We start from the raw sequence: 25,008 nt of genomic DNA on the forward strand, positions 1-25,008 counted from the left end.
CAAGGAATTTTCCGTTTCGACTGCGCCGGAAGTGGGGCGAATTATAGACATCCAGAATTTGCCGTCAACCGTTATTTTTTCCTTTCTTTATCTTTCCGGCTGAACGGGTCCAAACCCGCCTGATATATAGACTGCGCCGCTTGAAATGCGCACTATATTGCTCAAACCCGTTTCTCTTGCCCTTTTATTGGATGACACCCCGTAATGACTCCAGCCAATCGCAACCTGGTTTCTTCTTTATTCCCGGTTGCCTTGCTAATAATCGCGATGGCCTCGATCCAGTCTGGCGCGGCTCTTGCCAAAAGCATGTTCCCGGTAGTGGGCGCGCAAGGAACCACGACCCTGCGCCTTATCTTCGCCAGCATCATCATGTTGTTATTGCTACGCCCTTGGCGCGCCAAGCTCACCGCTCAATCCCTGCGCACGGTGATGGTCTACGGGATGGCGCTCGGCGGCATGAACTTCCTCTTCTATATGTCTCTTCGTAGCGTTCCACTGGGCATTGCCGTGGCACTGGAATTCACCGGCCCGCTGGCGGTTGCAATCTACGCCTCGCGTCGGGCGATCGATTTCCTTTGGATCGCCTTGGCAGTGATCGGATTGCTGCTATTGATACCTACCGGGGCAGCCGACACCGGCATCGACTTGGTAGGTGCCGGTTACGCCCTGGGCGCAGGCGTGTGTTGGGCGCTATACATTCTGTTTGGCCAGAAGGCCGGCGCGGACAATGGCGTTCAGACCGCAGCATTGGGAGTCATGATAGCGGCTCTGTTTGTCGCCCCTATTGGTATTGTGCACGCCGGTGCCGCGCTGCTGACGCCGAGTCTGATTCCGGTCGCCATCGGGGTCGCCATCCTGTCCACAGCCCTGCCTTATACCCTGGAGATGATTTCCCTGACCCGGATTCCAGCCCGCACTTTCGGGACGCTAATGAGCGTCGAGCCCGCGATCGGCGCCCTGTCGGGATTTATCTTCCTTCAGGAATACCTGTCGCTGGCGCAGTGGGCCGCCATCACCTGCATCGTCCTTGCATCAGTCGGCGCGACACTGACGATGGGCGATACCGCAAAGCCCGCCATCGCAGCAGATTGAGCAGTTTTTATATAGCTCTGGTATTTACCGCACATTTAGGCCATGTTTAGCCCCGTAACCTAATGCCAGGCATGGATTTTTTTATACAGGACGTCATGAACGCTTCAAGCGAAAGCGAACACAGCCGTACGTAGACACAAGATCCACGACGGCATAAGGACGGGAATGAAACGAATCTTGATCTTGATCGCCGTGCTGGCAGTTGCGGGCTGCGCGGCGACATCGAAAACCGAAATGAAACGCGGTAAAAAGGGCCTTCACATCAATTGCTCCGGTCTGACTTCATCCTGGGACCAATGCGCCGCCACGGCGGCCAATTCATGCGCCCCCAAGAACTACAAGGTGATCGCCAAATCCGGTGATGCCGTCGAGGAACCGGGTGACTATCCCTTCGGGCTCAACCCCGCCGGGTATACCAGCCGCAGCATGATCGTCATCTGCAAATAATCAGCGGATCAGTCAAAGGGTCGGTCGGCGATTCGACGACTGATTTCCTCACGGCTGGATTTGAGGACATCGCGCTGAATCTCAGGCGATGCCAACATGCGTGCCACCACCAATGCCCCGACACATTGTGACAGGACCGCCCATGCCAGGCTGTCACTTCCCATTATCCGCGCCCAGCCTTCATGCAACCGGCAGATCCAAGTCTGTGCCGCCTCCCGTACCTGAATATCCGAGCGCGCGATCTCTGCCCCCAACACGGGCAAGGCACACCCCACCTCCGGTTGCTCCACATGGCTCATGCTCAAGTACTGCTTGAGACAACGCTCCAGTTTCGTTGAGTCCATGATCCCATCGCCACTCAAGCGGTCCAGGCTGTGGGCCAGCTCTCGTTCGACAATCGCCCTGAAAAGCTCATCCTTGGATGAGAAATGGCTATAGAACGCGCCGCCGCTCAACCCGATCGCCTTCATCAGGCCATCAACGCCCACCGTTGCAAATCCGGATTTCTTAGCGGAGATAGCGCTGCTGGCGAGCAGTTTTTCGCGAGTTTCCATCTTGTGGTTGGCTGAATAACGCATCGTCCTGCCTCTGAATGCACACCTTGACGTTGGCCGGATCTTAACATAACGTCCGTTTAGTTAACGATCGTTTAGCAATGGGACGGACTATGAATAACAAGAAGGTCGTACTGGTTGTGGGTGCTGGCGATGCCACCGGCGGGGCAATAGCCAGGCGTTTCGCCCGGGAGGGTTTCGTTGCCTGCGTCACGCGTCGAAGTGCCGACAAGCTTGAGCCGTTAGTTAACAGCATTCGGGACGAGGGAGGTGATGCTCACGGTTTCGCCTGCGATGCGCGCAACGAAGATGAAGTCATCGGGCTGATCGAGCAAATTGAAGTACAGATCGGACCGATCGAAGCTTTCATATTCAACATTGGCGCCAATGTGCCCTGCAGCATTCTGGAAGAGACCGCGCGCAAGTATTTCAAGATCTGGGAGATGGCTTGCTTCTCCGGCTTTCTCAATGCTCGGGAAGTGGCCAAGCGCATGGTCAAGCGCCAGCGCGGGACAATCCTGTTTACCGGAGCCACGGCCGGATTGCGCGGAGCGTCAGGGTTCGCCGCGTTTGCCGGGGCCAAGCATGGCGTGCGAGCGTTGGCGCAAAGCATGGCGCGCGAACTGGGCCCGATGAACGTCCATGTCGCTCACGTAATAGTGGACGGCGCCATCGACACGGCCTTCATTCGCGACAACTTCCCGGAAAAATATGCCACCAAGGACGAAGACGGCATTCTCGATCCGGAACACATTGCTGAAAATTACTGGTATTTGCATACCCAGCCCCGCGATGCCTGGACATTCGAGCTGGATCTACGCCCCTGGAGCGAACGCTGGTAAGCCTTCCCTTCATAACAAAAAAGAGCAGCCCATGAGCAAATCCGTAGAGTTTTTCTTCGATCTCGGCAGCCCCACCACCTACTTGGCCTACACGCAGTTACCTGCGCTTTGTGCACAAGCGGACAGTGAGCTGATCTACCGCCCGATGTTGCTGGGGGGTGTCTTCAAGGCAACCGGCAACGCATCGCCTGTTACCGTACCGGCCAAAGGGCCTTATCTGTTCAAGGATCTGAATCGCTTTGCTATCCGTTATGGCGTTGAGTTCAAGCTCAACCCCTACTTCCCAATCAACACGTTGCTGTTGATGCGCGCCGTAACCGGGATGCAATTGCGCCACCCAGACCGATTCGAGACCTTTATCGATTGCCTGTTCCGCGCCCTTTGGATTGACGCCCGAAATCTCAACGATCCAGCGACAGTTGCGGCGGTTCTGGAAGACGGCGGTTTTGATCCTGGGTATGTACTGGCCTTGACCTCTGATCAACAGGTCAAGGACCAGCTCAAAAACTCCACCGAAGAAGCGATCCGCAGAGGCGTGTTTGGCGCGCCGAGCATGTTTGTAGGCAACGAGCTGTTCTTCGGCCAGGATCGGCTGGACTTCGTCCGTGAAGCCCTAGCCTGACCTTTTTGCATCAGATCGCCGCTGTCCGGGTGTTCAGCCATTGCAGCGCATCGCCTTGCAGCAATGGGCTCAACCGACGCTGAACCTCGGCGTGGTAGGCGTTGAACCAGTCCCTTTCATCCTGGGTCAGCAACGCTGGCTCAAGGCAACGGGTATCGATCGGGCACAGCGTCAGGGTTTCGAAGGACAGGAACTCACCGAACTCGCTACTGCCTGCCTCGCGGTTGAGGACCAGGTTCTCGATGCGCACACCCCAGCGACCCGGGCGATAAGTGCCCGGTTCGATGGACGTGATCATACCCGGCTGCATCGCGGTTTGTGGCGCGGCAGCGGCTTGATAGGCAATGACTTGTGGCCCCTCGTGCACGTTCAGGAAATAACCGACGCCATGGCCAGTCCCATGACCGTAATCCACCTGCTCGGCCCAGATTGGCGCGCGGGCGATGGCATCGAGCAAAGGCGATAGGATGCCCCGGGGAAATTTGGCCCGCGATAACGCGATCACACCTTTGAGGACTCGGGTGCAATCACGCTTCTGCTCCGGCGTTGGCGTTCCGACCGGTACCATGCGTGTGATGTCCGTGGTACCGCCGAGATACTGGCCACCCGAATCGATCAACAACAGGCCATCGCCTTCGATAACGGCGTGCGCTTCTTCCGTGGCGTGGTAGTGGGGCATTGCGCCATTTGCATTGAAGGCCGCGATGGTATTGAAGCTCAGGGAGACGAAATCCGGCCGGCGTTTGCGTGCCGCGGTCAGATGTTCATCGATAGTCAGCTCGGTGATGCGCTCGCGGCCCCAGGCGCTTTCCAGCCAGGCGAAGAATTCGCAGAGCGCCGCACCGTCCTGTTCCATTGCCTGGCGGATATGCTCGGCATCCGCCGAGGTTTTGCGGGATTTGGCCAGGGTCGTGGGGTTGAGACCTTCGACCAGCTTGACGCCACTGTCCAGGTTATCCAGCAAGCCGACCGTGACCCGCGCCGGATCGATCTGCAGGCTCGCACCGCTTGGCACTTCACGCAGCGCGGCCGCGGCTTCGCTGTAATCGCGCAGCGTCACGCCATCCTGTTCAAGAGTGGCACGCAATGGCGCACCGACTTTGTCCAAGGCTACGAACAACGTCGCCTGTTGTTGGCCAATCAACGCGAAGGAGACAAACACCGGGTTGAACGACACATCCGCGCCACGCAAATTGAACAGCCAGGCAATGTCATCCAGGGTCGCAATGAAATGCCAATCGGCACCGCGTTCCTTGAGGGATTCGCGCAGTTTGGCAAGCTTCTCTACACGACTCACCGTGGCTTGGGGTGGCAGGTGGGCGTAGACGGGCTGATCCGGAAGGGCTGGACGATCGGTCCAGATCTTATGCAGCAGGTCGACGTCGGTACGCAACCGCGCGCCGCGCGATTCAAGCTTACTGCTCAGCGTGCGGGCCGACGCAACGGCCATGACTGCACCGTCGACCGCCACAACACCACCCTCGGGTGTTTGTTCACCCAGCCAGTCCAATGGGCCGGGCTGACCTGGCATGAGCTTGACCAACTCGATCCCACTGCCCTCCAGTTCCTTCGTGGCCTGTTCCCAGTATCGACTGTCGGCCCAGACCCCGGCGAATTCCCCCGTCACGATCAAGGTGCCGACCGATCCATGGAAGCCGGACAACCACTGACGCCCTTGCCAATAGCCTGGCAGATATTCGGACAGATGCGGATCGGCCGACGGGACCAGCAGCGCATGAACGCCCTCCTCGCTCATCAACTGGCGAATTCGGGCCAGGCGCTGGGGCACCTCTCCTGGGGTCAAAGGCTCGGTACTCATTATTACTCCTGCTAATCGATTTTATTGTTCGTTGCAAAAGGTCGGTCGGTTCAAGGGGGCGTCGCCCAAAACGCCGGCGCAGCAGCGCAGGCTTCCTTGATAACCCGCACCGCCTCATCAATATCCTGTTCGCTGGTGAAACGCCCCAGGCTCAAGCGGATAGTCCGCCCGGCCGCACGTGCATCATGCCCCAGGGCCAGCAGGACATGGGATGGGCTGTTCTGCGCTGAATTGCAGGCCGAAGTAGCCGAAAATGCAATCGACGCACCCAATGTCGCCGAGTTGAATTCACCTTCGTTGAACGTCAGGCTCAACGTGTGGGGAATACGGCAGCTCGCACTGCCATTGATACATACACCGGGTAATGCCAACAGCGGCTCGAGCAAACGATTGCGCAACCGGGCGATCTGGGCAAGCTCCTGGTCGAACGACTGCGCCGCCAGCTCGAACGCAGCGCCCATGGCTGCAATCTGATGGGTCGCCAGGGTGCCGGAGCGCAAACCACCTTCGTGGCCTCCGCCATGAATCTGTGCCGATACCCGAGGCCGCGCACGGTCGCCAACGTATAGCGCGCCGATACCCTTGGGTCCGTAGATCTTATGCGCGGAAAAGGACATCAGGTCCACCGGCCACCGGGCCAGGTCGATGCCCACCTTTCCCGCCCCTTGGGCGGCGTCCATGTGGAACAGCGCGCCGTGCTCGCGAACGATCTCACCGATGGCAACGGCGTCGTTGACGGTTCCCAACTCATTGTTCACCAGCATCAGCGACACGAGGAACGTGTCTTCGCGCAGGGCCTCGCGAACCGCGCGTGCAGTGATCAGGCCATCGGCGTCTGGCGCCAGCCAAGTCACCTCGACGCCACTTTCCTCTAGTTGCCTGACCGTATCGAGAACCGCCTTGTGTTCGATCAGGCTGGTAATGACATGCCCACCACCGGCACCGCGCGCCTGCGCCACGCCCTTCAAGGCCAGGTTATTGGATTCGGTGGCACCGGAGGTCCAGATGATTTGATCGGCTCGAGCGCCAACCAACCGGGCCACCTGCTGGCGTGCCTGCTCCACGGTTTGTCGTGCCTCCTGGCCGAACGCATGGGAGCTGGAGGCTGGGTTGCCAAAGTTACCGTCGAAGCCCAGGCATTGGATCATGACCTGGATAACCCGCTCATCCACCGGCGTGGTGGCGGCGTAATCGAAATACAAAGGACGCTTATTCATAAGGAAACTCGCAGAGCCGGTTCCAAGACCAGGGTGCCCTCGTTGGATTCGAGACAAGCATTACCTGATCAAGACCTTTAAAGAAGTCGGACTTCATTTATAAGTGCGTAGGAACGCTCCTGGAACAGCGAGCTTAGCAGGCATCGCGCCGAAGCTCAGCCCTCACTCATGCTTTCGAGCAACAACGGATACAGCGACGCGACCAACAGCAACGCCATGCCCCAGTTGAACAGGCGCAACCATCGACGATCACGCAACAGGTTTCGCAACAGGCTGCCACAAACGACCCAAAGGCTGACGCTTGGCAGATTGATCAAGGCAAACACCGCCGCGATCACTACCACATTGAAAAAGTAGCCTTGCAGCGGTGTATAGGTGCTGATTGCACCGATGGCCATGATCCAGGCCTTGGGGTTGACCCATTGGAACGCCGCCGCGCCCCAGTAACCGATCGGCTTGTTGTTGCCCGTTGAGCTGTCCGAGACCGGGCCGGAATGGGCGATTTTCCATGCCAGGTACATGAGATACGCCGCGCCTATGTAGCGCAGCACGGTGTACAGCAATGGATAAGTCTGGAACACCGCGCCCAGGCCAAGGCCCACCGCCAGCACCAGGGAAAAGAAGCCGCAGGTGATGCCCAGCATGTGAGGGATCGTACGGCTGAAACCGAAATTGACACCCGAGGCCAGCAACATGGTGTTGTTGGGGCCTGGTGTGATCGAGGTCACCAGGGCAAACAGGGCGAAGCCCAGCAGCAGGTCAAGCGAGAGCGTCATGGCAGGTCAATCCGTTGGGGCAGTCAAATGATGACCCTACCCCACGTCCCGGCACGCGCCCATGGACAGTTAGGCAAAACTTCGAGCGGTACAGTCCTTCAGCTTGGTCGGCCAGGCAGTTGAACGGTCCGTTCGGCATTCATTTCGCCACGCTCGTCGAAACCGGTATTTTTCTGCGACGGTCCCAGCAATTCGGCTTTCTTCGCGTGATACTCCTCAAAAGAAAGGCCTCGGCGATTCAGCGCTTCGAGGGCCAGCTCACGAGTTTCCTCAGCTGTGTAAGGACGCAGCTCCGGAGACGACGAGGCGCAACCGCTCAATACGGTGACGGCCAACAGTAGCAAGACAGCAAGGATACGGTTCATGGCGGGCGTCCAATGTTCTGTAGTGGGGCGATGAACAAAGGCTACCCGCCAGCATGGAACGGCAAAAATCAACGGTTTCGATAGTGGGTATCGCCCTCTCGTATCTCTCGTTGCGCTTGGCTAACCCAGGGGCAATGCAGAGCGCCGTCCAGGCTGCGCTCGATAATGCGCAGTACCTGAAATGAGCCGAACGTCACCGCTTTGGCCCGATGCTTGTGAACCAGCCACCAGAAATACCCCTCGCCATCTGAAATGACGATTCCTATTAACCTCCACAAGGAGCTCACCCTTGGCCAAGTCGCCGCTCGCAGCAGCGTAGCGGTCACGGCGCTGCACTTCTATGAGTCCAAGGGCCTGATCAAAAGCACCCGCAACCAGGGCAATCAGCGTCGCTACCCTCGGGAAGTGCTACGGCGGGTGGCGCTGATCAAATTCGCCCAGCGCCTGGGCATTCCCTTGGCGGAGATTGGCGAGGCGCTGAAGAATCTGCCGGAGGATCGCGCCCCGACAGCAGCCGACTGGCAGACCTTGTCGGCGCAGTGGAGCCGGAATCTGGATGAGCGCATCAATCAACTGATCGCTCTGCGCGACCGACTGAACGGCTGCATCGGTTGTGTGTGATCGTCCGGGAGCTTGATGGCTCGCCACCCAAACACCAAACCACGCTTATCGCTAACGCGAAACATTTTCTTTCAACTTACTCTTCAGGATTTGAGTGTCTCGTTCGTCTTAATTAGATGCAGCAGGCCGCGTCGGCAAAAGCCACGGCCTGCTTTTCCAGGGTTCAGGCCGTTGCGAAGCCCGCGACACGGAACCTTCCATCGAATCAAGACGTTCAATCATGTCGAAGAAGTCCCGCTCCAAACTCTGGTTTCTCGTTCATAGCTGGTTGGCGTTGCCCATCTGGTTTTTTGTCCTGATCGTCTGCGTCACCGGCACTCTGGCGGTGGTCAGCCAGGAGATCGTCTGGCTGGTCAATCCTGAGATGCGCGCCAGCAAGCCCAGCGATGACGCCCCGTTGCTCAGCTATGACCAGGTCATGGCCGCCATCAAGCAAGCCCAGCCGCTGACACAAGTGCAAAGTATCGTGCGTCCGGATGAGTCGCATTTTGCCCTTGAAGCCAAAGTCACCTACCCCGACGGCCGCCCGGACACCGTCTACGTCAATCCCTACAGCGGCGTCATCCAGGGATCGGCCCCGGCGTTCAATTTCAGGGCTTTTACCCGCGCCCTGCATGGATGGTGGCTGGTGCCGTTCACCAACGGCTACAGCTGGGGCTGGTACCTGGTGTCTCTCCTCGGCCTGCCGATGCTGGCATCACTGGTTACCGGGCTTGTCGTCTACAAACGCTTCTGGAAAGGTTTCCTGCGCCCGACCTTGCGCATCCGCCACGGCGCGCGGATTTTCTGGGGCGATTTCCATCGGCTCAGCGGTATCTGGTCGATCTGGTTCATCGCGGTCATTTCCGTGACCGGCACCTGGTTCCTGATCGAAGCCACACTGGCCGACAACGGCATCTCCATCTCCAGCGCGCCGGTCGTCCCGGTCGTGGCTCGTGAAAGCGTTCCACTGTCAGCCGATGGTATTGCTCCACCACGATTGAACCTGGACCGAGCCATCGAGATCGCCCGGCAGCAAATCCCGGGGTTGGACGCGAGTTTTGTCAGCCTACCCGGCAATGCCTACAGCCACGTCGAAATCGGCGGGCGCGGCTGGTATCCATTGATGTTCCAGACCGCGACCATCAATCCCTACAGCGGCGAGGTGGACGCCACGCGATTGTTGGCGGACCGCACGCCCCTGGAGTTCGTCACCGAATCCATGCGGCCATTGCACACCGGGGACTTCGGCGGCCTCTGGATCAAGCTCATCTGGTTTTTCTTCGGTCTGATCCTGAGCATGATGGTCCTCAGTGGGTTGCTGATCTGGACCAAACGCACCGCCCTGGCCACTGCCAACGCCGTCAAGCGCAGCCAGAAGCCTGCCCGGCCCGCCCGGATCGCCCCCCCATTGCAACCCTCCCTCCACCGTGACTCGCCGGAGGGCAGCCTGTGAATCCGTCCACCACAACCCAGCCACCCTCTCGCCTGGGCCGGTTCTGGCATAAATGGCGTTTCCATCTCAATGTGCTATTGCTGCTGATTCCCCTGGGCTTCATGCCCAAGTATTTCTCGGAAGCTGCGTTGTTCCGTGGCGACGGCGGGCTCGGAGAGCGGGAAGTCGGTGAGATCCAGGTCGGGCCGTGGAGCTTGCGCCTGGCGGAATTTCGCAACGAAGCCCCTCGTACCCAGGGTCCCGCCGGCCCCATGAAGCACTTCAATGCCGCGCTGTGCCAACGCTGCATCAGCCAGGTGAAAGCCACCTATCTGCGCATTGGCAAGCCCCGCAGCCTGCGGGCCGCCGGGGTGATTTTCTTTGGCTCGCCCTATCGCATGGGCGCGTTGTTGCCAGTCCCGCCGAAGACCCAGCCCGATGCCGAACTGTGGATAACCCTCGAGGGTTGGGACGGTTCGATGCACCAGGCCTCGATTCCACTGAACCAGGCCTCCCCGGCCACCGTTGCCTGGCTGAAAACCCAAGGAGCCCGACCATGACCCTCCGCGCCTTCCTCAACAGCATGGCATTGCTCCTTTGCGCAAGCTTGAGCACCAGCGCACTGGCCCATAACCCGATGTGCGAGTGCAAGGCCATCGACGCCGAGCAGATCCAATGCACCGGCGGTTTTTCCGACGGCAGCGGTGCACCCGGAGTGACGCTGGACGTGATTGGCTATGACGAAACCATCCTCGTACCCGGCAAGCTCGGCGCCGACCTCAACGCTGACCTTCAAGAAACCGGACGCCGAGTTCTACGTACTTTTCGACGCCGGCCCCGGGCACGTCGTGGAAATCGACCAAGCCGACATCGAGGCCCCATGAGCACACCTACCCACCACGTCGTTCGCCCCGCTGGCGCGGGCCACGAAACCCTTTATGTCTTGCTGCTGTGCCTGATCATCGTATTGGGAGCCGGGTCGGTGGTGGCCTGGCATGGCGAAACCCAGGACGTCACTCACGTGCAAAGCAACCAGTTGGATGCCCGTCGCGACCTCAGCGCCGCCGAGCAAGGCATCTATGCCGACCTGCGGGTCACGCTGGACGAGATCCGCATTCTGCGCGAAAGCGAGCTAGCCCTTCCCGGCCCGCAAGCGTTGGCGGACGAAGGTTTTGCCCCGTTCGCCCAAGATGCCAGTTCTGTCACCCGCGGCGGCCACGCCTGGCAACTGCTGGGTGAAAAAGCCTACTTTGGCGCGAGTGCTACCCCGTCAATCGCAGGCTCCTTTCTGATGCGCATCAGCGAAACATCCGGCGCGCCCCCGGACATCTGGCTCAACCGCAGCAATCCTGCGACCGCCCCTGCCGTGTTGGACGACGCTGCTTTGTCCGCATCCGGCTGGCAACAGATCGTCGCGCAATTCGATGCCGGCGTGACCCGCCAGCACCGGCATTGACCCCTCGCCCTCATCCAAGAGAAGACCGCTTGCCCATGTCTATCGCCTCTCCACGCCGCCCGTTCCTGCGCCTGCTGTTGCTTGGCCTGCTGGCCTGCCTGCTCGCCCCGATGGCCAGCGCCGAAACATCCAAGCGCCTGCGCATCGGCATCACCTTGCACCCTTACTACAGTTACGTGGCGAACATCGTCGGTGACAAGGCCGAAGTGGTGCCGTTGATCCCGGCCGGATTCAATCCCCACGCCTATGAACCCAGGGCCGAAGACATCAAGCGCATCAGCGGTCTGGATGTGATCGTGCTCAACGGCGTCGGCCATGACGATTTTGCCGACCGCATGATCGCCGCCAGCGAAACACCAGACGTGAAGGTCATCGAAGCCAACGAAAACGTGCCCTTGCTGGCCGCCACCGGCACTGCCGCCAGGGGCGCGGGCAAAGTCGTCAACCCGCATACGTTCCTGTCCATCAGCGCGTCCATTGCCCAGGTCAGCAACATCGCCCGGGAGCTGGGCAAGCTCGACCCCGATAACGCCAAGACCTACATTCAAAACGCTCGCGCCTACGGCAAGCGCCTGCGGCAGATGCGTGCCGACGCCCTGGCCAAGCTGACCCAGGCGCCGAACGCCGAGTTGCAGGTCGCGACTGTACATGCCGCCTACGATTACCTGCTGCGCGAGTTCGGCCTGGAAGTGACCGCCGTGGTCGAGCCGGCCCACGGTATCGAGCCGAGCCCCAGCCAGTTGAAAAAGACCATCGATCAGTTGCGCGAACTGGATGTGAAAGTGATCTTTTCGGAGATGGATTTTCCCTCCACCTACGTCGACACAATCCAACGTGAATCAGGCGTAAAGCTGTACCCGCTTTCGCACATTTCCTACGGTGAATACAGCGCCGAGAAATACGAAAAGGAGATGACCGGCAACCTCGACACCGTGGTCCGGGCGATCCAGGAGTCCGGCGCATGACCGTGCAGCAAACCCTTATCCAGCCAAAGGCCGGCCCGCTGATCGAGTTCATCGACATCAGCCTCGAGCTGGGGCGCACCACGATTCTCGACAACGTGGGCTTGCAGATACAACCTGGCAGCGTCCATGCCCTGGTCGGCCCCAACGGCGGCGGCAAGAGTTCCCTGATCAAGACCCTGCTCGGACAAATGCCGCACAAGGGGCGCCTGAGCTTGCAGTGGCCAGGTGAGCCCGGCGTCATCGGCTATGTGCCCCAGGCCCTTGAGTTCGATCGTGGCCTGCCCATGACGGTGGACGATTTCATGGCGGCGATGTGTCAACGGCGCCCGGCCTTTCTCGGCTTGAGCAAGCATTACAGCGGTGCCATCGGCCAGGCCCTGGAGCGGGTCGGCATGCAGGATAAGCGCAAGCGCCGGATGGGCGCGCTGTCCGGCGGTGAGCGCCAGCGGGTACTGCTCGCCCAGGGCTTGATCCCTTCACCGCAACTGCTGGTCTTGGACGAACCGATGTCAGCCCTCGACGAGGCCGGCATCCAGGTGTTCGAGCGGTTGCTGCAGGACTGGCGCCAGGCCGGGATCACCGTGCTGTGGATCGAGCATGACCTGGAAGCCGTCGGGCGGCTGGCCGACCGGGTCACGGGCCTCAATCGCCGGGTACTGTTCGACGGCCCGCCACGCCAGACCCTGACCCCGGAGCGACTGCTCACGCTGTTTTCCACCCATCCACGCACCAACGGGAGCGCGGCCTGATGAGTTACGAAGCCTTTCGCTTGATGGTCCAGGGCTGGGCCTCGTCCGGCTATCTGCCCGAAGCGCTGGCCTATGGGTTTGTGGTCAACGCATTGTTGGCCGGGTTGTTGATCGGCCCGGTGCTTGGCGGCCTCGGTACGCTGGTGGTGGTCAAGCGCTTCGCGTTTTTTTCCGAAGCCGTGGGCCATGCGGCGCTGACTGGCGTGGCCGTCGGCATCCTGCTCGGCGAACCCTACACCGGGCCGTACGGAAGCCTGTTCGGCTATTGCCTGCTGTTCGGCATCCTGCTCAATTACCTGCGCAACCGAACCGGCCTGTCACCGGACACCCTGATCGGCGTCTTCCTTTCGGTGTCCCTGGCCCTGGGTGCAAGCCTGCTGTTGATCCTGGCGGGCAAGATCAACGTACACATCTTGGAGAACGTGCTGTTCGGTTCCGTGCTGACGGTCAACGGCAACGACCTGCTGGTGCTGGCGGTGGTCGGTTCACTGGTGATGGCGCTGGCGTTGCCACTGTACAACCGCATCATGCTCGCCAGCTTCAATCCGCAACTGGCGGCGGTGCGCGGGGTGGCGGTCAAGGCCCTGGACTACCTGTTCGTGATCTTGGTGACATTGATTACCGTGGCGGCGGTGAAAGTCATTGGCGCCATTCTGGTGGGGGCGCTGCTGGTAATCCCGGCGGCTGCCGCGCGCCTGCTCAGCCAATCGTTGAAAGGCTTCTTCTGGTGTTCGGTACTGATCGCCACCGTCAGCACGTTGTGCGGGATTCTCGCGCCGATCGTCTTCGACCTGCCGATCCCGTCCGGTGCCGCGATCATTCTGGTGGCCGGCATCGCCTTCGCCCTGAGCGCCATCGCCCGTGGCGTCGTCCCCAGCCTCAAAGGGAATCTTGGATAAATGGTTTTTTCATTGCGACAACTGACCCTGGCCGTCGCGTTGTGCGGCGTGGCCGTCACTTCATCATTCGCCGCCGAAAAGGTCCGTCTGCTGGCGTCGTTGCCGGTCACCTACGGGTTGGGCGAGGCCTTGCTCAAGGGCACCGAGGTCAGCCTGGAGCGGGCCGCGCCCGCCAATCTGCCTGGCACCCGTCAGAATGCCTATTTCAGCGGCCGTGGCGCGCCGGCCCTGGGCAAACTGGCCAGTGATGCCGATGCCGTGATCGGCCTGCGCTCGTTATGGCCGGACGATCCGCTGTACCCCATGGCCCGACGCAGCAACATCCGCATCGTCGAAGTCGACGCGGCCCGCCCGGTGGACGGCGCCCTGCCCGGTATCGCCGTGCAACCGGGGATGGCTGACGGTTTGGCGAGCCAGCCATGGATGGCCAGCCCCAACCTGGGGCGGATGGCCGACGTGATCGCCGCCGACCTGGTGCGCCTGGCCCCAAACGACAAAGCGAAAATCGACGCCAACCTGGCGGCCCTCAAGCAACGCCTGCTCAAGCTCAGCGCCGACAGCGAAAAACGTCTCGCCAGTGCCGATAACCTGAGCGTAGTCAGCCTGAGTGAGCATTTTGGTTACTTGATCAGCGGGTTGAATCTGGATGGCATCAGTACTGACGCCCGGCCCGACGCCGAGTGGACGCCCGAGGCCTTGAAGCAATTGACCACAACGTTGAAAGACAATGACGTGGCGCTGGTGCTGCATCATCGCCAGCCGTCGGAAGCTGTGAAAGCGGCCATTACCGAGGGCGGCAGTCAGTTGCTGGTACTGAGCACCGATGGCGCCGACCCGGTGGCGGAGCTGGAAACTAATGTGGGGGTGGTCGTCACGGCACTGATGGGAGGCTAACCACAGCCACGGTGGGAGCGAGCCTGCTCGCGAGAAGCGGTGTGTCAACCAACATAGATGCTGGATGTGCCGGCCTCATCGCGAGCAGGCTCGCTCCCACAGGTTTTGGGTTATGTCTGAAGGAACCCGTTAAAAAACATCCCCGGGCACCCGCACGAACCCTTCCATCAATACCCGCGCGCTGCGGCTCATGATGGCTTTTTTCACAGTCCATTCGCCGTCGACCTGGCTGGCCTCGGCGCCGACACGCAAGGTGCCGGACGGGTGGCCGAAACGCACGGCGTTGCGCTCGATACCGCCGGCGGCCAGATTCACCAGGGTGCCGGAAATCGCGGCGGCGGTGCCGATGGCGACGGCGGCGGTGCCCATCATGGCGTGGTGCAGCTTGCCCATGGACAACGCCCGCACTAGCAAATCGACGTCGCCCGCCGCCACGGCTTTCCCGCTGGACGAAAGGTAATCCGCTGGCGGCGCGACAAACGCGACTTTGGGGGTGTGCTGGCGCTGAGCCGCTTCGTCCAGATGCTTGATCAACCCCATGCGCAAGGCACCGTGGGCGCGGATGGTTTCGAACATCGCCAGCGCCTTCGGATCGCCGTTGATGGCGCCCTGCAATTCAGTACCGGTGTACCCGATATCCCGGGCATTGATGAAAATCGTCGGGATGCCTGCGTTGATCAGCGTCGCCTTCAAGGTACCAACACCGGGCACTTCCAAGTCGTCCACCAAGTTCCCGGTTGGGAACATCGAGCCGCCATCGCCCTCCTCCTCGGCAGCCGGGTCCATGAACTCCAGCTGTACTTCAGCCGCCGGAAAGGTCACGCCGTCGAGTTCGAAGTCGCCGGTTTCCTGCACCGCGCCGTCGGTGATCGGCACATGGGCGATGATGGTCTTGCCGATGTTGGCCTGCCAGATCCGCACCACGGCCACACCGTTTTGCGGAATCCGGGCCGGCTCCACCAAGCCACTGCTGATGGCAAACGACCCCACCGCCGCCGACAGGTTGCCGCAGTTGCCGCTCCAGTCCACGAAAGGCTTGTCGATGGACACCTGGCCGAACAGATAGTCGACATCGTGGTCGGCCCGGGTGCTCTTGGACAGGATTACCGTCTTGCTGGTGCTGGACGTCGCGCCGCCCATGCCATCGATCTGTTTTTCGTACGGGTCGGGGCTGCCGATCACCCGCAGCAACAGGGCATCCCGGACCGGGCCAGGGACTCGGGCGGCTTCGGGCAGGTCTAGCAGGCTGAAGAACACGCCTTTGCTGGTGCCGCCACGCATGTAAGTCGCGGGGATCTTGATTTGAGGCGAGTGAGCCATGTGCTCCAACTCCTTAAAAACGGGCGGCCGGAAAAACCGGCCACCCAGGCGATTTAAACGGCCACCGCCGACTCGAGGAAGTCCTGGGCGAAACGTTGCAACACGCCCCCGGCTTCGTAGATCGACACTTCCTCGGCGGTATCGAGGCGGCAGGTCACCGGCACTTCGACGCGGTCGCCGTTCTTGCGGGTGATGACCAACGTCAACGTCGCGCGCGGGGTGCGCTCGCCGATCACGTCGTATATTTCGCTGCCGTCGATGCCCAAGGTCTTGCGATCTGTACCGGGCTTGAACTCCAGCGGCAACACGCCCATGCCCACCAAATTAGTGCGATGGATGCGCTCGAAGCCTTCGGCAACGATCGCCTCGACACCGGCCAGACGCACCCCCTTGGCCGCCCAGTCCCGCGACGATCCCTGGCCGTAGTCGGCGCCAGCGACGATGATCAACGGCTGCTTGCGTTCCATGTAGGTCTCGATGGCTTCCCACATGCGCATGACCTTGCCTTCCGGCTCGACCCGGGCCAGGGAGCCCTGCTTGACCTTGCCGTTTTCAACGACCATTTCGTTGAACAGTTTCGGGTTGGCGAAGGTCGCGCGCTGCGCGGTCAGGTGGTCGCCGCGGTGGGTCGCGTAAGAGTTGAAGTCCTCTTCCGGCAGGCCCATTTTCGCCAGGTACTCACCGGCGGCGCTGTCCAACATGATGGCGTTGGATGGCGACAGGTGATCGGTGGTGATGTTGTCCGGCAGCACCGCCAGCGGGCGCATGCCCTGCAGCGGCCGCGCACCGGCCAATGCACCTTCCCAATAAGGCGGGCGACGGATGTAGGTGCTTTGCGGGCGCCAGTCGTACAGCGGCGTGACTTTCGGGCCGGTGTCTTCCTGGATGGCGAACATCGGGATGTAGACCTGGCGGAACTGCTCCGGCTTCACCGCCGCCTTGACCACGGCTTCGATTTCTTCGTCGCTTGGCCAGATGTCCTTGAGGCGGATTTCGCGACCGTCCACCACGCCCAGCACATCCTTCTCAATGTCGAAGCGAATGGTCCCGGCGATGGCATAAGCAACCACCAGCGGCGGCGAGGCCAAAAACGCCTGCTTGGCGTACGGGTGGATACGCCCGTCGAAGTTGCGGTTGCCCGACAGCACGGCGGTGGCGTACAGGTCGCGGTCGATGATTTCCTGTTGGATCACCGGGTCTAACGCGCCGGACATGCCGTTGCACGTGGTGCAGGCAAACGCCACCACACCGAAGCCCAGCTTCTCGAGCTCGGGCGTAAGGCCGGCTTCATCCAGGTACAGCGCCACGGTTTTAGAGCCCGGTGCCAGGGATGACTTGACCCACGGCTTGCGGGCCAGGCCCAGGCGGTTGGCGTTGCGCGCCAGCAGGCCTGCGGCGATCACGTTGCGCGGGTTGCTGGTGTTGGTGCAACTGGTGATCGCGGCGATGATCACCGCGCCGTCGGGCATTTGCCCAGGCACGTCGTCCCACTGGCCGGAGATGCCTTTGGCGGCCAGATCCGACACCGCGACACGGGCGTGGGGGTTGCTCGGGCCGGCCATGTTGCGCACGACCGAAGAAAGATCGAACGTCAGGCCACGCTCGTATTGCGCGCCCTTGAGGCTGTCTGCCCACAGGCCAATGGTCTTGGCGTAGTGTTCGACCAGCTGCACTTGCTGGTCTTCGCGCCCAGTGAGCTTCAGGTAGTCGATCGTCTGCTGATCGATATGGAACATTGCCGCCGTGGCGCCGTATTCAGGGGCCATGTTGGAGATGGTCGCCCGGTCGCCCAAGGTCAGCGCGCTGGCGCCTTCGCCGTAAAACTCCAGCCATGCGCCCACGACTTTTTGTTTACGCAGGAATTCAGTCAGCGCCAGCACCATGTCGGTGGCGGTGATGCCCGGTTGCAGCTTGCCGGTCAGCTCGACGCCGACAATTTCCGGCAAGCGCATCCACGAGGCGCGGCCAAGCATGACGCTTTCCGCTTCCAAGCCACCAACGCCGATGGCAATCACGCCCAGTGCATCGACGTGGGGCGTGTGGCTGTCGGTGCCGACGCACGTGTCCGGGAAGGCCACGCCGTACCGCTGCTGGATCACCGGCGACATTTTCTCCAGGTTGATCTGGTGCATGATCCCGTTGCCCGGCGGAATCACATCGACGTTCTTGAAAGCTTTCTTGGTCCAGTTGATGAAGTGAAAGCGGTCTTCGTTGCGACGGTCTTCGATGGCGCGGTTCTTGGCGAAGGCCTGGGGATCGAAACCGGCGCTCTCGACCGCCAGGGAGTGGTCGACGATCAGTTGGGTCGGCACCACCGGGTTGACTTGCGCCGGGTCGCCGCCCTGCTGGGCAATGGCGTCGCGCAAACCGGCCAAGTCCACCAGGGCGGTCTGGCCGAGAATGTCATGGCACACCACCCGCGCCGGAAACCATGGGAAGTCCAGGTCGCGCTTGCGCTCGATCAGTTGCAGCAGCGATTCACGCAGCGTGGCCGGGTCGCAGCGGCGCACGAGATTCTCCGCCAATACGCGAGAGGTGTACGGCAAGCCATCGTAGGCGCCGGGGCGGATGGCCTCCACGGCCGCGCGAACATCGAAATAATCCAGCGAAGTGCCAGGCAGCGGTTTGCGAAATTCTGTGTTCATCGTCAGGACTCGGGTCACGGTGGTTTCAGAAGGGTTGGCGCAGCTACTGAAGTGAACATGTTCCCTTGTGGGGGCGAGCCTGCTCGCGATTGCGGTGTGTCAGCCAACATTGATGCTGCTGACCCGACGCTATCGCGAGCAGGCTCGCTCCCACAGGGTTGTGGGTTTATCCAGTTCCCCAGTTCCTGCGGCTAGCCCTCCAGCTCAGCGTTGTTCGATTGGCACGAACTTGCGCTGTTCGACGCCGGTGTATTCGGCGCTCGGTCGGATGATGCGGTTGTTGGCGCGTTGTTCGAACACGTGGGCGGCCCAGCCGGTCAGGCGCGAGCAGACGAAGATCGGCGTGAACAGCTTGGTCGGGATGCCCATGAAGTGGTACGCCGAGGCATGGTAGAAATCGGCGTTGGGAAACAGTTTCTTCTGCTCCCACATGGTCTTGTCGATGGCTTCGGAAACCGGGAACAGCACCGTGTCGCCCACTTCATCGGCAAGTTTTTTCGACCATCCCTTGATGACCTCGTTGCGCGGGTCGTTGTCCTTATAGATCGCGTGGCCGAAGCCCATGATCTTGTCCTTGCGCGCCAGCATGCCGAGGGTGCCTTCGATGGCATCCTGGGGTGAGCTGAAGCGCTCGATCATTTCCATCGCCGCCTCGTTGGCGCCGCCATGCAACGGGCCGCGCAACGAGCCGATGGCGGCCGTGATGCAAGAGAACAGGTCCGACAGCGTGGAGGCGCAGACGCGGGCGGTGAAGGTCGAGGCGTTGAATTCGTGCTCGGCGTAGAGAATCAGCGACACGTTCATCACCTTGATGTGCAGCTCGCTCGGCTTCTTACCGTGCAATAGATGCAGGAAGTGGCCGCCAATGGACACTTCGTCAGTTACGCATTCGATGCGCTGACCTTCGTGGCTGAAGCGATACCAGTAGCACATGATCGCCGGGAACGCCGCGAGCAGGCGGTCGGTCTTGTCGTGCTGTTGGGAGAAATCCTGCTCGGGCTCAAGGTTGCCGAGAAACGAGCAACCGGTGCGCATCACGTCCATCGGGTGGGCGTCGGCGGGAATGCGCTCCAGCACTTCTTTCAAGGCTTGGGGCAAGTCGCGCAATTGGCGCAATTTACCGGTGTAGGCGTCCAGCTGTGCCTGGGTCGGCAGCTCGCCGTACAGCAGCAGGTAGGCCACTTCTTCAAATTGCGCATCCGCCGCCAGGTCGCGGACGTCGTAGCCGCGATAGGTCAGCCCGGCGCCCGACTGGCCTACGGTGGATAGGGCAGTTTGCCCAGCTACCTGGCCACGGAGCCCGGCGCCACTGAGTACTTTTGCTTCGGCCATGTTCTGTCTCCATTTTCTTGAATTTGTAGGGAGTCGCGCCTTACTTCTTCGCCGCGAACAGCGCATCGAGCTTCTGCTCGAAGGTGTGGTAGTCGATGCGATCGTAAAGCTCCATTCGGGTCTGCATGGTGTCGATGACATTCTGTTGCGTGCCGTCGCGACGGATGGCGGTGTAGACGTTTTCGGCCGCCTTGTTCATGGCCCGGAAGGCCGACAGCGGGTAGAGCACCAGGGACACGTCGGCCCCGGCGAGTTGTTCGGTGGTGTAGAGCGGGGTCGCGCCGAATTCGGTGATGTTGGCCAGGATCGGCGCTTTCACGCGGCTGGCGAACAGCTTGTACATTTCAAGTTCGGTGATGGCTTCGGGGAAAATCATGTCGGCGCCGGCCTCGATGCATGCGGCGGCGCGGTCCAGGGCCGATTCCAAGCCTTCCACTGCCAGGGCGTCGGTACGGGCCATGATCACGAAGCTGTCATCGGTGCGGGCATCGACGGCGGCCTTGATGCGGTCGACCATTTCCAGCTGCGAGACGATTTCCTTGTTCGGACGATGGCCGCAACGCTTGGCGCCGACCTGGTCCTCGATATGAATCGCCGCCGCGCCAAACTTGATCATCGACTTGACCGTGCGCGCCACGTTGAACGCCGAGGAACCGAAACCGGTGTCCACGTCCACCAGCAACGGCAAGTCGCAAACATCGGTGATGCGGCGCACGTCGGTCAGCACGTCATCCAGGCCGGTGATGCCCAGGTCCGGCACGCCGAGAGAGCCGGCTGCCACGCCGCCACCCGATAGGTAGATCGCCTTGAAACCGGCGCGCTTGGCCAGCAGCGCGTGGTTGGCGTTGATCGTGCCGACCACTTGCAGCGGATGCTCGCTGGCGACCGCATCGCGGAATCGCTGGCCTGGAGTGCTGTTGCTCATGACTCACCTCGTTCAGTGGCGGCGCTGTCCTGGAAATGACGCGCAATGTTGCGTTTGGACGCGCCGATGTGCCGGCGCATCAATAATTCAGCCAGTTCGCCGTCACGGTCGGCGATGGCATCGAGAATCCGATGGTGCTCGGCAAAAGCCTGGCGCGGACGGTTGGGCGTGGTGGAGAACTGGATGCGGTACATGCGCACCAGTTGGTACAACTCGCCGCAGAGCATCTGCGTCAGGGTGCGATTGCCGCTGCCCTGGATAATCCGATAGTGGAAGTCGAAGTCGCCTTCCTGCTGGTAATAGCCGACACCGGCCTGGAACGCCGCATCGCGCTCGTGGGTTTCCAGGACCCGGCGCAGTTCGTCGATTTCCTCCAGGGTCATGCGCTGCGCCGCGAGGCGACAGGCCATGCCCTCCAGGGACTCGCGAATTTCATAGAGTTCCAGCAGCTCGGCATGGCTCAGCGAGACCACTCGTGCCCCGACATGGGGGATGCGCACCAGCAGGCGCTGGCCTTCGAGGCGATGGATCGCCTCGCGCAGCGGCCCACGGCTGATGCCGTAGGTACGGGCCAGTTCGGGCTCGGAGATCTTGCTGCCCGGGGCGATCTCGCCCTTGACGATGGCAGCCTGGATGCGTCGAAAAACGTTCTCGGACAAGGTCTCGACATCGTCTTGGACGAGGACCGGCGTTTCGAGCTGATCGAGCATATTGTCGACACCTTGAAAATCAATACGGCAAAAACTAAACGTATAACCCTCAAACGTCAAAGCAAAAAACCATATTGTCGACAATCGTCTAATAACGCGTGCTGACATAACTTGCCGCTTCGAAGTATCGTAGCCCCCGGCCAGCGGTGGCGTCAGAAAACCACCGTGCTAGAATGCCGCCGCATTTGCCACTCTTCTATATAGAGAAGGCACCTAGGGAGCTTGTGCAGTAATGCCAGGGCCTGAACCGAAAACGGAACGCTGCGCACCAGGATTTATGACACTCAAGCCCTTATCCGCTGCCTTTTGCTTCATGTGCCTGCCCGGGCTCGCCGCGGCGGGGGAAAAAACCGTGTACGGCCTCAACGAATATGCGGCGCTGCAGGGCATTGACCTGGAGGTTGCCGCCAAGCTGGACACCGGTGCCAAGACGGCCTCGCTCAGTGCCCGCGACATCAAGCGCTTCAAGCGCAACGGCGAATCCTGGGTGCGCTTTTACCTGGCGATCGACGCCGCCCATTCGCACCCCATCGAACGCCCGCTGGCCCGAGTCAGCAAGATCAAGCGCCGCGCCGGTGACTACGACCCCGAAGAAGGCAAGAAGTACACGGCCCGGCCGGTCATCGAACTGGACATCTGCATGGGCTCGGCCCTGCGCAGCATCGAAGTGAACCTGACCGACCGCAGCGCCTTTCAATACCCGTTGCTGATCGGCTCCGAGGCGCTTAAACGCTTCGACGCGCTGGTCGACCCCAGTCTCAAATACGCAGCCGGCAAACCCGCCTGCGCCAATGCCGCTCACACCGCAGAGTAATTCCAATGCGCTCCCTTACCCTCCATTTGAAAATGCTGATCGCCATCCTGGTGGTGCTGGGCCTGTCGGTAACGGCCTATCAGATTTTCGTGCTCGGCATCCCGGTGACCGAAGACGCCACCGATGATCTCTGGAATATCGATGCCAAGGTCGAATTCGTGCCCAACGCCAAGGATCCGGTGAAGATCCAGATGTTCGTGCCCCCCTTGAGCCGCGACTATGTGAGCCTCAACGAGAGCTTCATTTCCAATAATTACGGCGTGGCGGTGAACCGGGTCGACGGCAACCGCAAGGTGACGTGGTCGGCCCGTCGCACCAAGGGCAACCAGACCCTCTATTACCGCTTGGTGCTGACCAAGCGCTACAGCGCCGAGAAAACCAAGGTCAAGGGCCCTACCTTCCGCGACAGCATTGCCGTCGAAGGGCCGGAAAAACTCGCCGCCGAAGCACTGCTCGCGCCGATCCGCCAGCATTCGGCCGACGTCGAGACCTTCATCAGCGAAGCGATCAAGCGGGTCAACAACCTCAATGACGACAACGTCAAGCTGTTGCTGGCCGGTGATCCTTCGTCGGCCAACAAGGCACGCATCGTCGAATTGGTGCTGTCCATTGCCCACGTGCCGGTGGAAAAGGTCCACACCATCCGCCTGGTGGCTGACCAACCGCAGACACCCGAGCTGTGGCTGCGCAGTTTCAACGGCACCGATTGGCTGTATTTCAACCCGGATACCGGCGAGCAAGGCCTGCCCACCGACCGTTTGCTGTGGTGGACCGGCGATGAGAACCTGATCACCGTCGATGGCGGCAAGAAAGCCACCGTCACCTTCAGCATGAACAACAGCGAAATGAACGCCATTCGCCTGGCCAAGCTGACGGATGAGAACACCGACGCCAACTTCCTCGAATATTCCCTGTACGGCCTGCCGCTGCAGACCCAGCAAACCTTCATGATCATGGTGATGATCCCGATTGGCGTGCTGGTGATCCTGGTGCTGCGCAACCTGATCGGCCTGCAAACCCTGGGGACCTTCACCCCGGTGTTGATCGCCCTCGCCTTCCGCGAAACCCAACTGGGTTTCGGCATCATACTGTTCACGGTGATCACCACGCTGGGCCTGTCGCTGCGTTCGTACCTGGAGCACCTCAAGCTGCAGATGCTGCCGAGGCTCTCGGTGGTGCTGACGTTCGTGGTGGTGCTGATCGCCGCCATCAGCCTGTTCAGCCATAAGTTGGGCCTGGAACGCGGCTTGTCAGTGGCGCTGTTCCCGATGGTGATCCTGACCATGACCATCGAACGCCTGTCCATCACTTGGGAAGAACGCGGCGCCGGCCACGCGATGAAAGTCGCCATCGGCACCTTGTTCGCCGCGTCGCTGGCGCACCTGATCATGAGTGTTCCTGAGCTGGTGTACTTCGTGTTCACCTTCCCGGCGATCCTGCTGATTCTGGTGGGCTTCATGCTGGCCATGGGTCGCTATCGCGGCTACCGCCTGACCGAGCTGGTTCGGTTCAAGGCCTTCGTCAAGGCTGACTCCTGATGTTCGGCCTCTGGAAGACCTGGAAAGCCCTGGAAGCCCGGGGCATCATGGGCATCAACCGGCGTAACGCCGACTACGTGCTCAAGTACAACAAGCGCAGCCTGTACCCCATCGTCGATGACAAGATCATCACCAAGGAACGGGCTATCGCCGCCGGCATTCATGTGCCGGAGCTGTACGGGGTGATCTCCACCGAGAAGGAAATCGACAAGCTCGACGAGATCATCGGCGGGCGCACCGACTTCGTGATCAAGCCGGCCCAGGGCGCCGGCGGCGATGGCATCATCGTCATCGCCGATCGCTTCGAAGGCCGCTACCGCACCGTGTCCGGCAAGATCATCAGCCACGAGGAAATCGAGCACCACGTCTCGAGCATCCTCACCGGCCTGTATTCCTTGGGTGGGCACCGTGACCGGGCTCTGATCGAGTACCGCGTGACGCCGGACCAGATCTTCAAGAGCATCAGCTACGAAGGCGTGCCGGACATCCGCATCATCGTGTTGATGGGCTACCCGGTGATGGCCATGCTGCGCTTGCCGACCCGTCAGTCCGGCGGCAAGGCCAACCTGCACCAGGGCGCCATCGGCGTCGGCGTCGACCTCGCCACCGGCCTCACCCTGCGCGGCACCTGGCTGAACAACATCATCACCAAGCACCCCGACACCACCAACGCGGTGGATGGCGTGCAGTTGCCCTACTGGGACGGCTTCATGAAACTGGCCGCCGGTTGCTATGAACTGTGCGGGCTGGGCTACATCGGCGTAGACATGGTGCTGGACCAGGAAAAAGGACCGTTGATCCTCGAACTGAACGCCCGCCCCGGGCTGAACATCCAGATTGCCAACGACTGCGGGCTGACCCTGCGCACCCATGCCGTGGAAGCACGCCTGGAAGAGCTCAAGGCCTGCGGCGTGATCGAAACCGTGGAAGAGCGCGTGGCGTTTGCCCAGGAATTGTTTGGGCACATTCCGCCGGTTGAGGGGTGAAGCTGA

24 protein-coding genes and 2 pseudogenes are annotated in these 25,008 nt (G+C 61.0%); 16 read left to right on the top strand and 10 right to left on the bottom strand.

The window, feature by feature from the left end; genetic code table 11:
• The first annotated feature begins 204 nt into the window (after positions 1-204).
• Both rhtA and M1D68_RS17330 read left to right on the top strand, forming a co-directional pair.
• Positions 205-1,092, top strand: coding sequence for a threonine/homoserine exporter RhtA (rhtA, locus tag M1D68_RS17325; RefSeq protein WP_420767268.1), 888 nt, complete (start codon positions 205-207; stop codon positions 1,090-1,092).
• A gap of 165 nt (positions 1,093-1,257) precedes the next feature.
• A complete protein-coding gene (locus M1D68_RS17330; RefSeq protein WP_420767267.1) occupies positions 1,258-1,539 on the top strand; it encodes a hypothetical protein in 282 nt (93 codons plus the stop codon).
• Positions 1,540-1,547: 8 nt separating this feature from the next.
• Here M1D68_RS17330 and M1D68_RS17335 read toward each other — a convergent pair whose 3' ends face one another.
• Positions 1,548-2,117, bottom strand: coding sequence for a TetR/AcrR family transcriptional regulator (locus tag M1D68_RS17335; RefSeq protein ID WP_457967899.1), 570 nt, complete (start codon positions 2,115-2,117; stop codon positions 1,548-1,550).
• Positions 2,118-2,206: 89 nt separating this feature from the next.
• On the opposite strand from M1D68_RS17335, the gene M1D68_RS17340 reads away from it, so the two are divergent.
• Positions 2,207-2,935: an SDR family oxidoreductase gene (locus tag M1D68_RS17340; RefSeq protein ID WP_420767265.1), complete on the top strand. Its 729-nt coding sequence runs from the start codon at positions 2,207-2,209 to the stop codon at positions 2,933-2,935.
• A gap of 31 nt (positions 2,936-2,966) precedes the next feature.
• A complete protein-coding gene (locus M1D68_RS17345; protein ID WP_457967902.1) occupies positions 2,967-3,557 on the top strand; it encodes a 2-hydroxychromene-2-carboxylate isomerase in 591 nt (196 codons plus the stop codon).
• A 10-nt stretch (positions 3,558-3,567) separates the two neighbouring features.
• Here M1D68_RS17345 and M1D68_RS17350 read toward each other — a convergent pair whose 3' ends face one another.
• The 4 genes from M1D68_RS17350 to M1D68_RS17365 form a co-directional block, all read right to left on the bottom strand.
• Complete coding sequence (locus M1D68_RS17350) at positions 3,568-5,376, bottom strand: aminopeptidase P family protein (RefSeq protein ID WP_420767263.1); 1,809 nt, start codon at positions 5,374-5,376, stop codon at positions 3,568-3,570.
• Between the two features lie 50 nt (positions 5,377-5,426).
• Positions 5,427-6,593: a cysteine desulfurase family protein gene (locus tag M1D68_RS17355; RefSeq protein WP_457967904.1), complete on the bottom strand. Its 1,167-nt coding sequence runs from the start codon at positions 6,591-6,593 to the stop codon at positions 5,427-5,429.
• Positions 6,594-6,748: 155 nt separating this feature from the next.
• Complete coding sequence (locus tag M1D68_RS17360) at positions 6,749-7,369, bottom strand: LysE family translocator (protein WP_420767261.1); 621 nt, start codon at positions 7,367-7,369, stop codon at positions 6,749-6,751.
• A 98-nt stretch (positions 7,370-7,467) separates the two neighbouring features.
• Positions 7,468-7,734, bottom strand: a complete 267-nt coding sequence (locus M1D68_RS17365) for a hypothetical protein (protein ID WP_420767260.1) — start codon at positions 7,732-7,734, stop codon at positions 7,468-7,470.
• A gap of 252 nt (positions 7,735-7,986) precedes the next feature.
• Between M1D68_RS17365 and soxR the strand changes: the two are divergent.
• From soxR to M1D68_RS17410, 9 genes and pseudogenes are all read left to right on the top strand, one after another.
• Positions 7,987-8,349 (top strand): annotated as a pseudogene (gene soxR / locus M1D68_RS17370) (redox-sensitive transcriptional activator SoxR); the annotation flags it as partial.
• A gap of 226 nt (positions 8,350-8,575) precedes the next feature.
• Complete coding sequence (locus M1D68_RS17375) at positions 8,576-9,790, top strand: PepSY-associated TM helix domain-containing protein (protein ID WP_420767259.1); 1,215 nt, start codon at positions 8,576-8,578, stop codon at positions 9,788-9,790.
• Positions 9,787-10,329 carry a thiamine pyrophosphate-binding protein gene (locus M1D68_RS17380; RefSeq protein WP_457967906.1) on the top strand — a complete coding sequence of 181 codons (543 nt, stop codon included), beginning with the start codon at positions 9,787-9,789 and terminating at the stop codon, positions 10,327-10,329. Before M1D68_RS17375 ends, M1D68_RS17380 begins: the two co-directional genes overlap by 4 nt.
• A pseudogene (locus M1D68_RS17385) lies at positions 10,326-10,653 on the top strand (hypothetical protein). Before M1D68_RS17380 ends, M1D68_RS17385 begins: the two are co-directional and overlap by 4 nt.
• On the top strand, positions 10,650-11,225 hold the full coding sequence (locus M1D68_RS17390; protein WP_457967908.1) for a DUF6162 family protein: 576 nt from the start codon (positions 10,650-10,652) through the stop codon (positions 11,223-11,225). Before M1D68_RS17385 ends, M1D68_RS17390 begins: the two are co-directional and overlap by 4 nt.
• 35 nt (positions 11,226-11,260) lie before the next feature.
• Complete coding sequence (locus M1D68_RS17395; protein WP_457967910.1) at positions 11,261-12,190, top strand: metal ABC transporter solute-binding protein, Zn/Mn family; 930 nt, start codon at positions 11,261-11,263, stop codon at positions 12,188-12,190.
• Positions 12,187-12,939, top strand: a complete 753-nt coding sequence (locus M1D68_RS17400) for a metal ABC transporter ATP-binding protein (RefSeq protein WP_457967912.1) — start codon at positions 12,187-12,189, stop codon at positions 12,937-12,939. The genes M1D68_RS17395 and M1D68_RS17400 overlap by 4 nt, the downstream gene beginning before the upstream one ends.
• A complete protein-coding gene (locus M1D68_RS17405) occupies positions 12,939-13,838 on the top strand; it encodes a metal ABC transporter permease (protein WP_420767253.1) in 900 nt (299 codons plus the stop codon). The genes M1D68_RS17400 and M1D68_RS17405 overlap by 1 nt, the downstream gene beginning before the upstream one ends.
• A complete protein-coding gene (locus M1D68_RS17410) occupies positions 13,839-14,732 on the top strand; it encodes a metal ABC transporter substrate-binding protein (RefSeq protein WP_434559918.1) in 894 nt (297 codons plus the stop codon).
• A gap of 129 nt (positions 14,733-14,861) precedes the next feature.
• Here the strand turns inward: M1D68_RS17410 and prpF are convergent, their stop codons facing one another.
• The 5 genes from prpF to M1D68_RS17435 all read right to left on the bottom strand — a co-directional run bounded on the left by prpF (position 14,862) and on the right by M1D68_RS17435 (position 21,664).
• Complete coding sequence (prpF, locus tag M1D68_RS17415) at positions 14,862-16,052, bottom strand: 2-methylaconitate cis-trans isomerase PrpF (RefSeq protein WP_457967915.1); 1,191 nt, start codon at positions 16,050-16,052, stop codon at positions 14,862-14,864.
• Between the two features lie 53 nt (positions 16,053-16,105).
• The gene (acnD, locus tag M1D68_RS17420; protein ID WP_457967917.1) at positions 16,106-18,697 is read right to left on the bottom strand and encodes a Fe/S-dependent 2-methylisocitrate dehydratase AcnD; all 2,592 of its coding nucleotides are present in this window, start codon (positions 18,695-18,697) and stop codon (positions 16,106-16,108) included.
• A 204-nt stretch (positions 18,698-18,901) separates the two neighbouring features.
• Complete coding sequence (gene prpC / locus M1D68_RS17425; protein ID WP_457967919.1) at positions 18,902-20,029, bottom strand: bifunctional 2-methylcitrate synthase/citrate synthase; 1,128 nt, start codon at positions 20,027-20,029, stop codon at positions 18,902-18,904.
• 40 nt (positions 20,030-20,069) lie between these two features.
• A complete protein-coding gene (gene prpB, locus M1D68_RS17430) occupies positions 20,070-20,954 on the bottom strand; it encodes a methylisocitrate lyase (protein ID WP_457967921.1) in 885 nt (294 codons plus the stop codon).
• Positions 20,951-21,664 (bottom strand): GntR family transcriptional regulator, encoded by a 714-nt coding sequence (locus M1D68_RS17435; RefSeq protein WP_420767249.1) that lies wholly within the window; start codon positions 21,662-21,664, stop codon positions 20,951-20,953. The genes prpB and M1D68_RS17435 overlap by 4 nt, the downstream gene beginning before the upstream one ends.
• Positions 21,665-21,941: 277 nt before the next feature.
• Here M1D68_RS17435 and rloA point away from each other — a divergent pair, with 277 nt between their 5' ends.
• The 3 genes from rloA to M1D68_RS17450 are packed head-to-tail and all read left to right on the top strand — an operon-like array spanning position 21,942 to position 25,002.
• Entirely contained in the window at positions 21,942-22,478 is a 537-nt protein-coding gene (rloA, locus tag M1D68_RS17440) for a retropepsin-like aspartic peptidase RloA (RefSeq protein WP_420767248.1), read from the top strand.
• A gap of 5 nt (positions 22,479-22,483) precedes the next feature.
• Entirely contained in the window at positions 22,484-24,016 is a 1,533-nt protein-coding gene (rloB, locus tag M1D68_RS17445) for an osmotic stress tolerance membrane protein RloB (protein ID WP_457967923.1), read from the top strand.
• Positions 24,016-25,002 carry an alpha-L-glutamate ligase-like protein gene (locus M1D68_RS17450; protein WP_457967925.1) on the top strand — a complete coding sequence of 329 codons (987 nt, stop codon included), beginning with the start codon at positions 24,016-24,018 and terminating at the stop codon, positions 25,000-25,002. Before rloB ends, M1D68_RS17450 begins: the two co-directional genes overlap by 1 nt.
• Positions 25,003-25,008: the final 6 nt, after the last annotated feature.

This window comes from Pseudomonas sp. R4-84, assembly GCF_054130985.1.

Bases quoted from the DNA above. Each gene is read 5' to 3' on its own strand.
- prpB (WP_457967921.1), bottom strand. From the start codon at position 20,954: ATGAGCAACAGCACTCCAGGCCAGCGATTCCGCGATGCGGTCGCCAGC.
- M1D68_RS17345 (WP_457967902.1), top strand. From the start codon at position 2,967: ATGAGCAAATCCGTAGAGTTTTTCTTCGATCTCGGCAGCCCCACCACC.
- M1D68_RS17360 (WP_420767261.1), bottom strand. From the start codon at position 7,369: ATGACGCTCTCGCTTGACCTGCTGCTGGGCTTCGCCCTGTTTGCCCTG.
- M1D68_RS17435 (WP_420767249.1), bottom strand. From the start codon at position 21,664: ATGCTCGATCAGCTCGAAACGCCGGTCCTCGTCCAAGACGATGTCGAG.
- M1D68_RS17375 (WP_420767259.1), top strand. From the start codon at position 8,576: ATGTCGAAGAAGTCCCGCTCCAAACTCTGGTTTCTCGTTCATAGCTGG.
- M1D68_RS17410 (WP_434559918.1), top strand. From the start codon at position 13,839: ATGGTTTTTTCATTGCGACAACTGACCCTGGCCGTCGCGTTGTGCGGC.
- rhtA (WP_420767268.1), top strand. From the start codon at position 205: ATGACTCCAGCCAATCGCAACCTGGTTTCTTCTTTATTCCCGGTTGCC.
- M1D68_RS17365 (WP_420767260.1), bottom strand. From the start codon at position 7,734: ATGAACCGTATCCTTGCTGTCTTGCTACTGTTGGCCGTCACCGTATTG.
- prpF (WP_457967915.1), bottom strand. From the start codon at position 16,052: ATGGCTCACTCGCCTCAAATCAAGATCCCCGCGACTTACATGCGTGGC.
- M1D68_RS17355 (WP_457967904.1), bottom strand. From the start codon at position 6,593: ATGAATAAGCGTCCTTTGTATTTCGATTACGCCGCCACCACGCCGGTG.
- M1D68_RS17400 (WP_457967912.1), top strand. From the start codon at position 12,187: ATGACCGTGCAGCAAACCCTTATCCAGCCAAAGGCCGGCCCGCTGATC.
- M1D68_RS17395 (WP_457967910.1), top strand. From the start codon at position 11,261: ATGTCTATCGCCTCTCCACGCCGCCCGTTCCTGCGCCTGCTGTTGCTT.
- M1D68_RS17340 (WP_420767265.1), top strand. From the start codon at position 2,207: ATGAATAACAAGAAGGTCGTACTGGTTGTGGGTGCTGGCGATGCCACC.
- M1D68_RS17335 (WP_457967899.1), bottom strand. From the start codon at position 2,117: ATGCGTTATTCAGCCAACCACAAGATGGAAACTCGCGAAAAACTGCTC.
- prpC (WP_457967919.1), bottom strand. From the start codon at position 20,029: ATGGCCGAAGCAAAAGTACTCAGTGGCGCCGGGCTCCGTGGCCAGGTA.
- rloA (WP_420767248.1), top strand. From the start codon at position 21,942: ATGACACTCAAGCCCTTATCCGCTGCCTTTTGCTTCATGTGCCTGCCC.
- M1D68_RS17350 (WP_420767263.1), bottom strand. From the start codon at position 5,376: ATGAGTACCGAGCCTTTGACCCCAGGAGAGGTGCCCCAGCGCCTGGCC.
- M1D68_RS17405 (WP_420767253.1), top strand. From the start codon at position 12,939: ATGAGTTACGAAGCCTTTCGCTTGATGGTCCAGGGCTGGGCCTCGTCC.
- acnD (WP_457967917.1), bottom strand. From the start codon at position 18,697: ATGAACACAGAATTTCGCAAACCGCTGCCTGGCACTTCGCTGGATTAT.
- M1D68_RS17450 (WP_457967925.1), top strand. From the start codon at position 24,016: ATGTTCGGCCTCTGGAAGACCTGGAAAGCCCTGGAAGCCCGGGGCATC.
- M1D68_RS17330 (WP_420767267.1), top strand. From the start codon at position 1,258: ATGAAACGAATCTTGATCTTGATCGCCGTGCTGGCAGTTGCGGGCTGC.
- rloB (WP_457967923.1), top strand. From the start codon at position 22,484: ATGCGCTCCCTTACCCTCCATTTGAAAATGCTGATCGCCATCCTGGTG.
- M1D68_RS17390 (WP_457967908.1), top strand. From the start codon at position 10,650: ATGAGCACACCTACCCACCACGTCGTTCGCCCCGCTGGCGCGGGCCAC.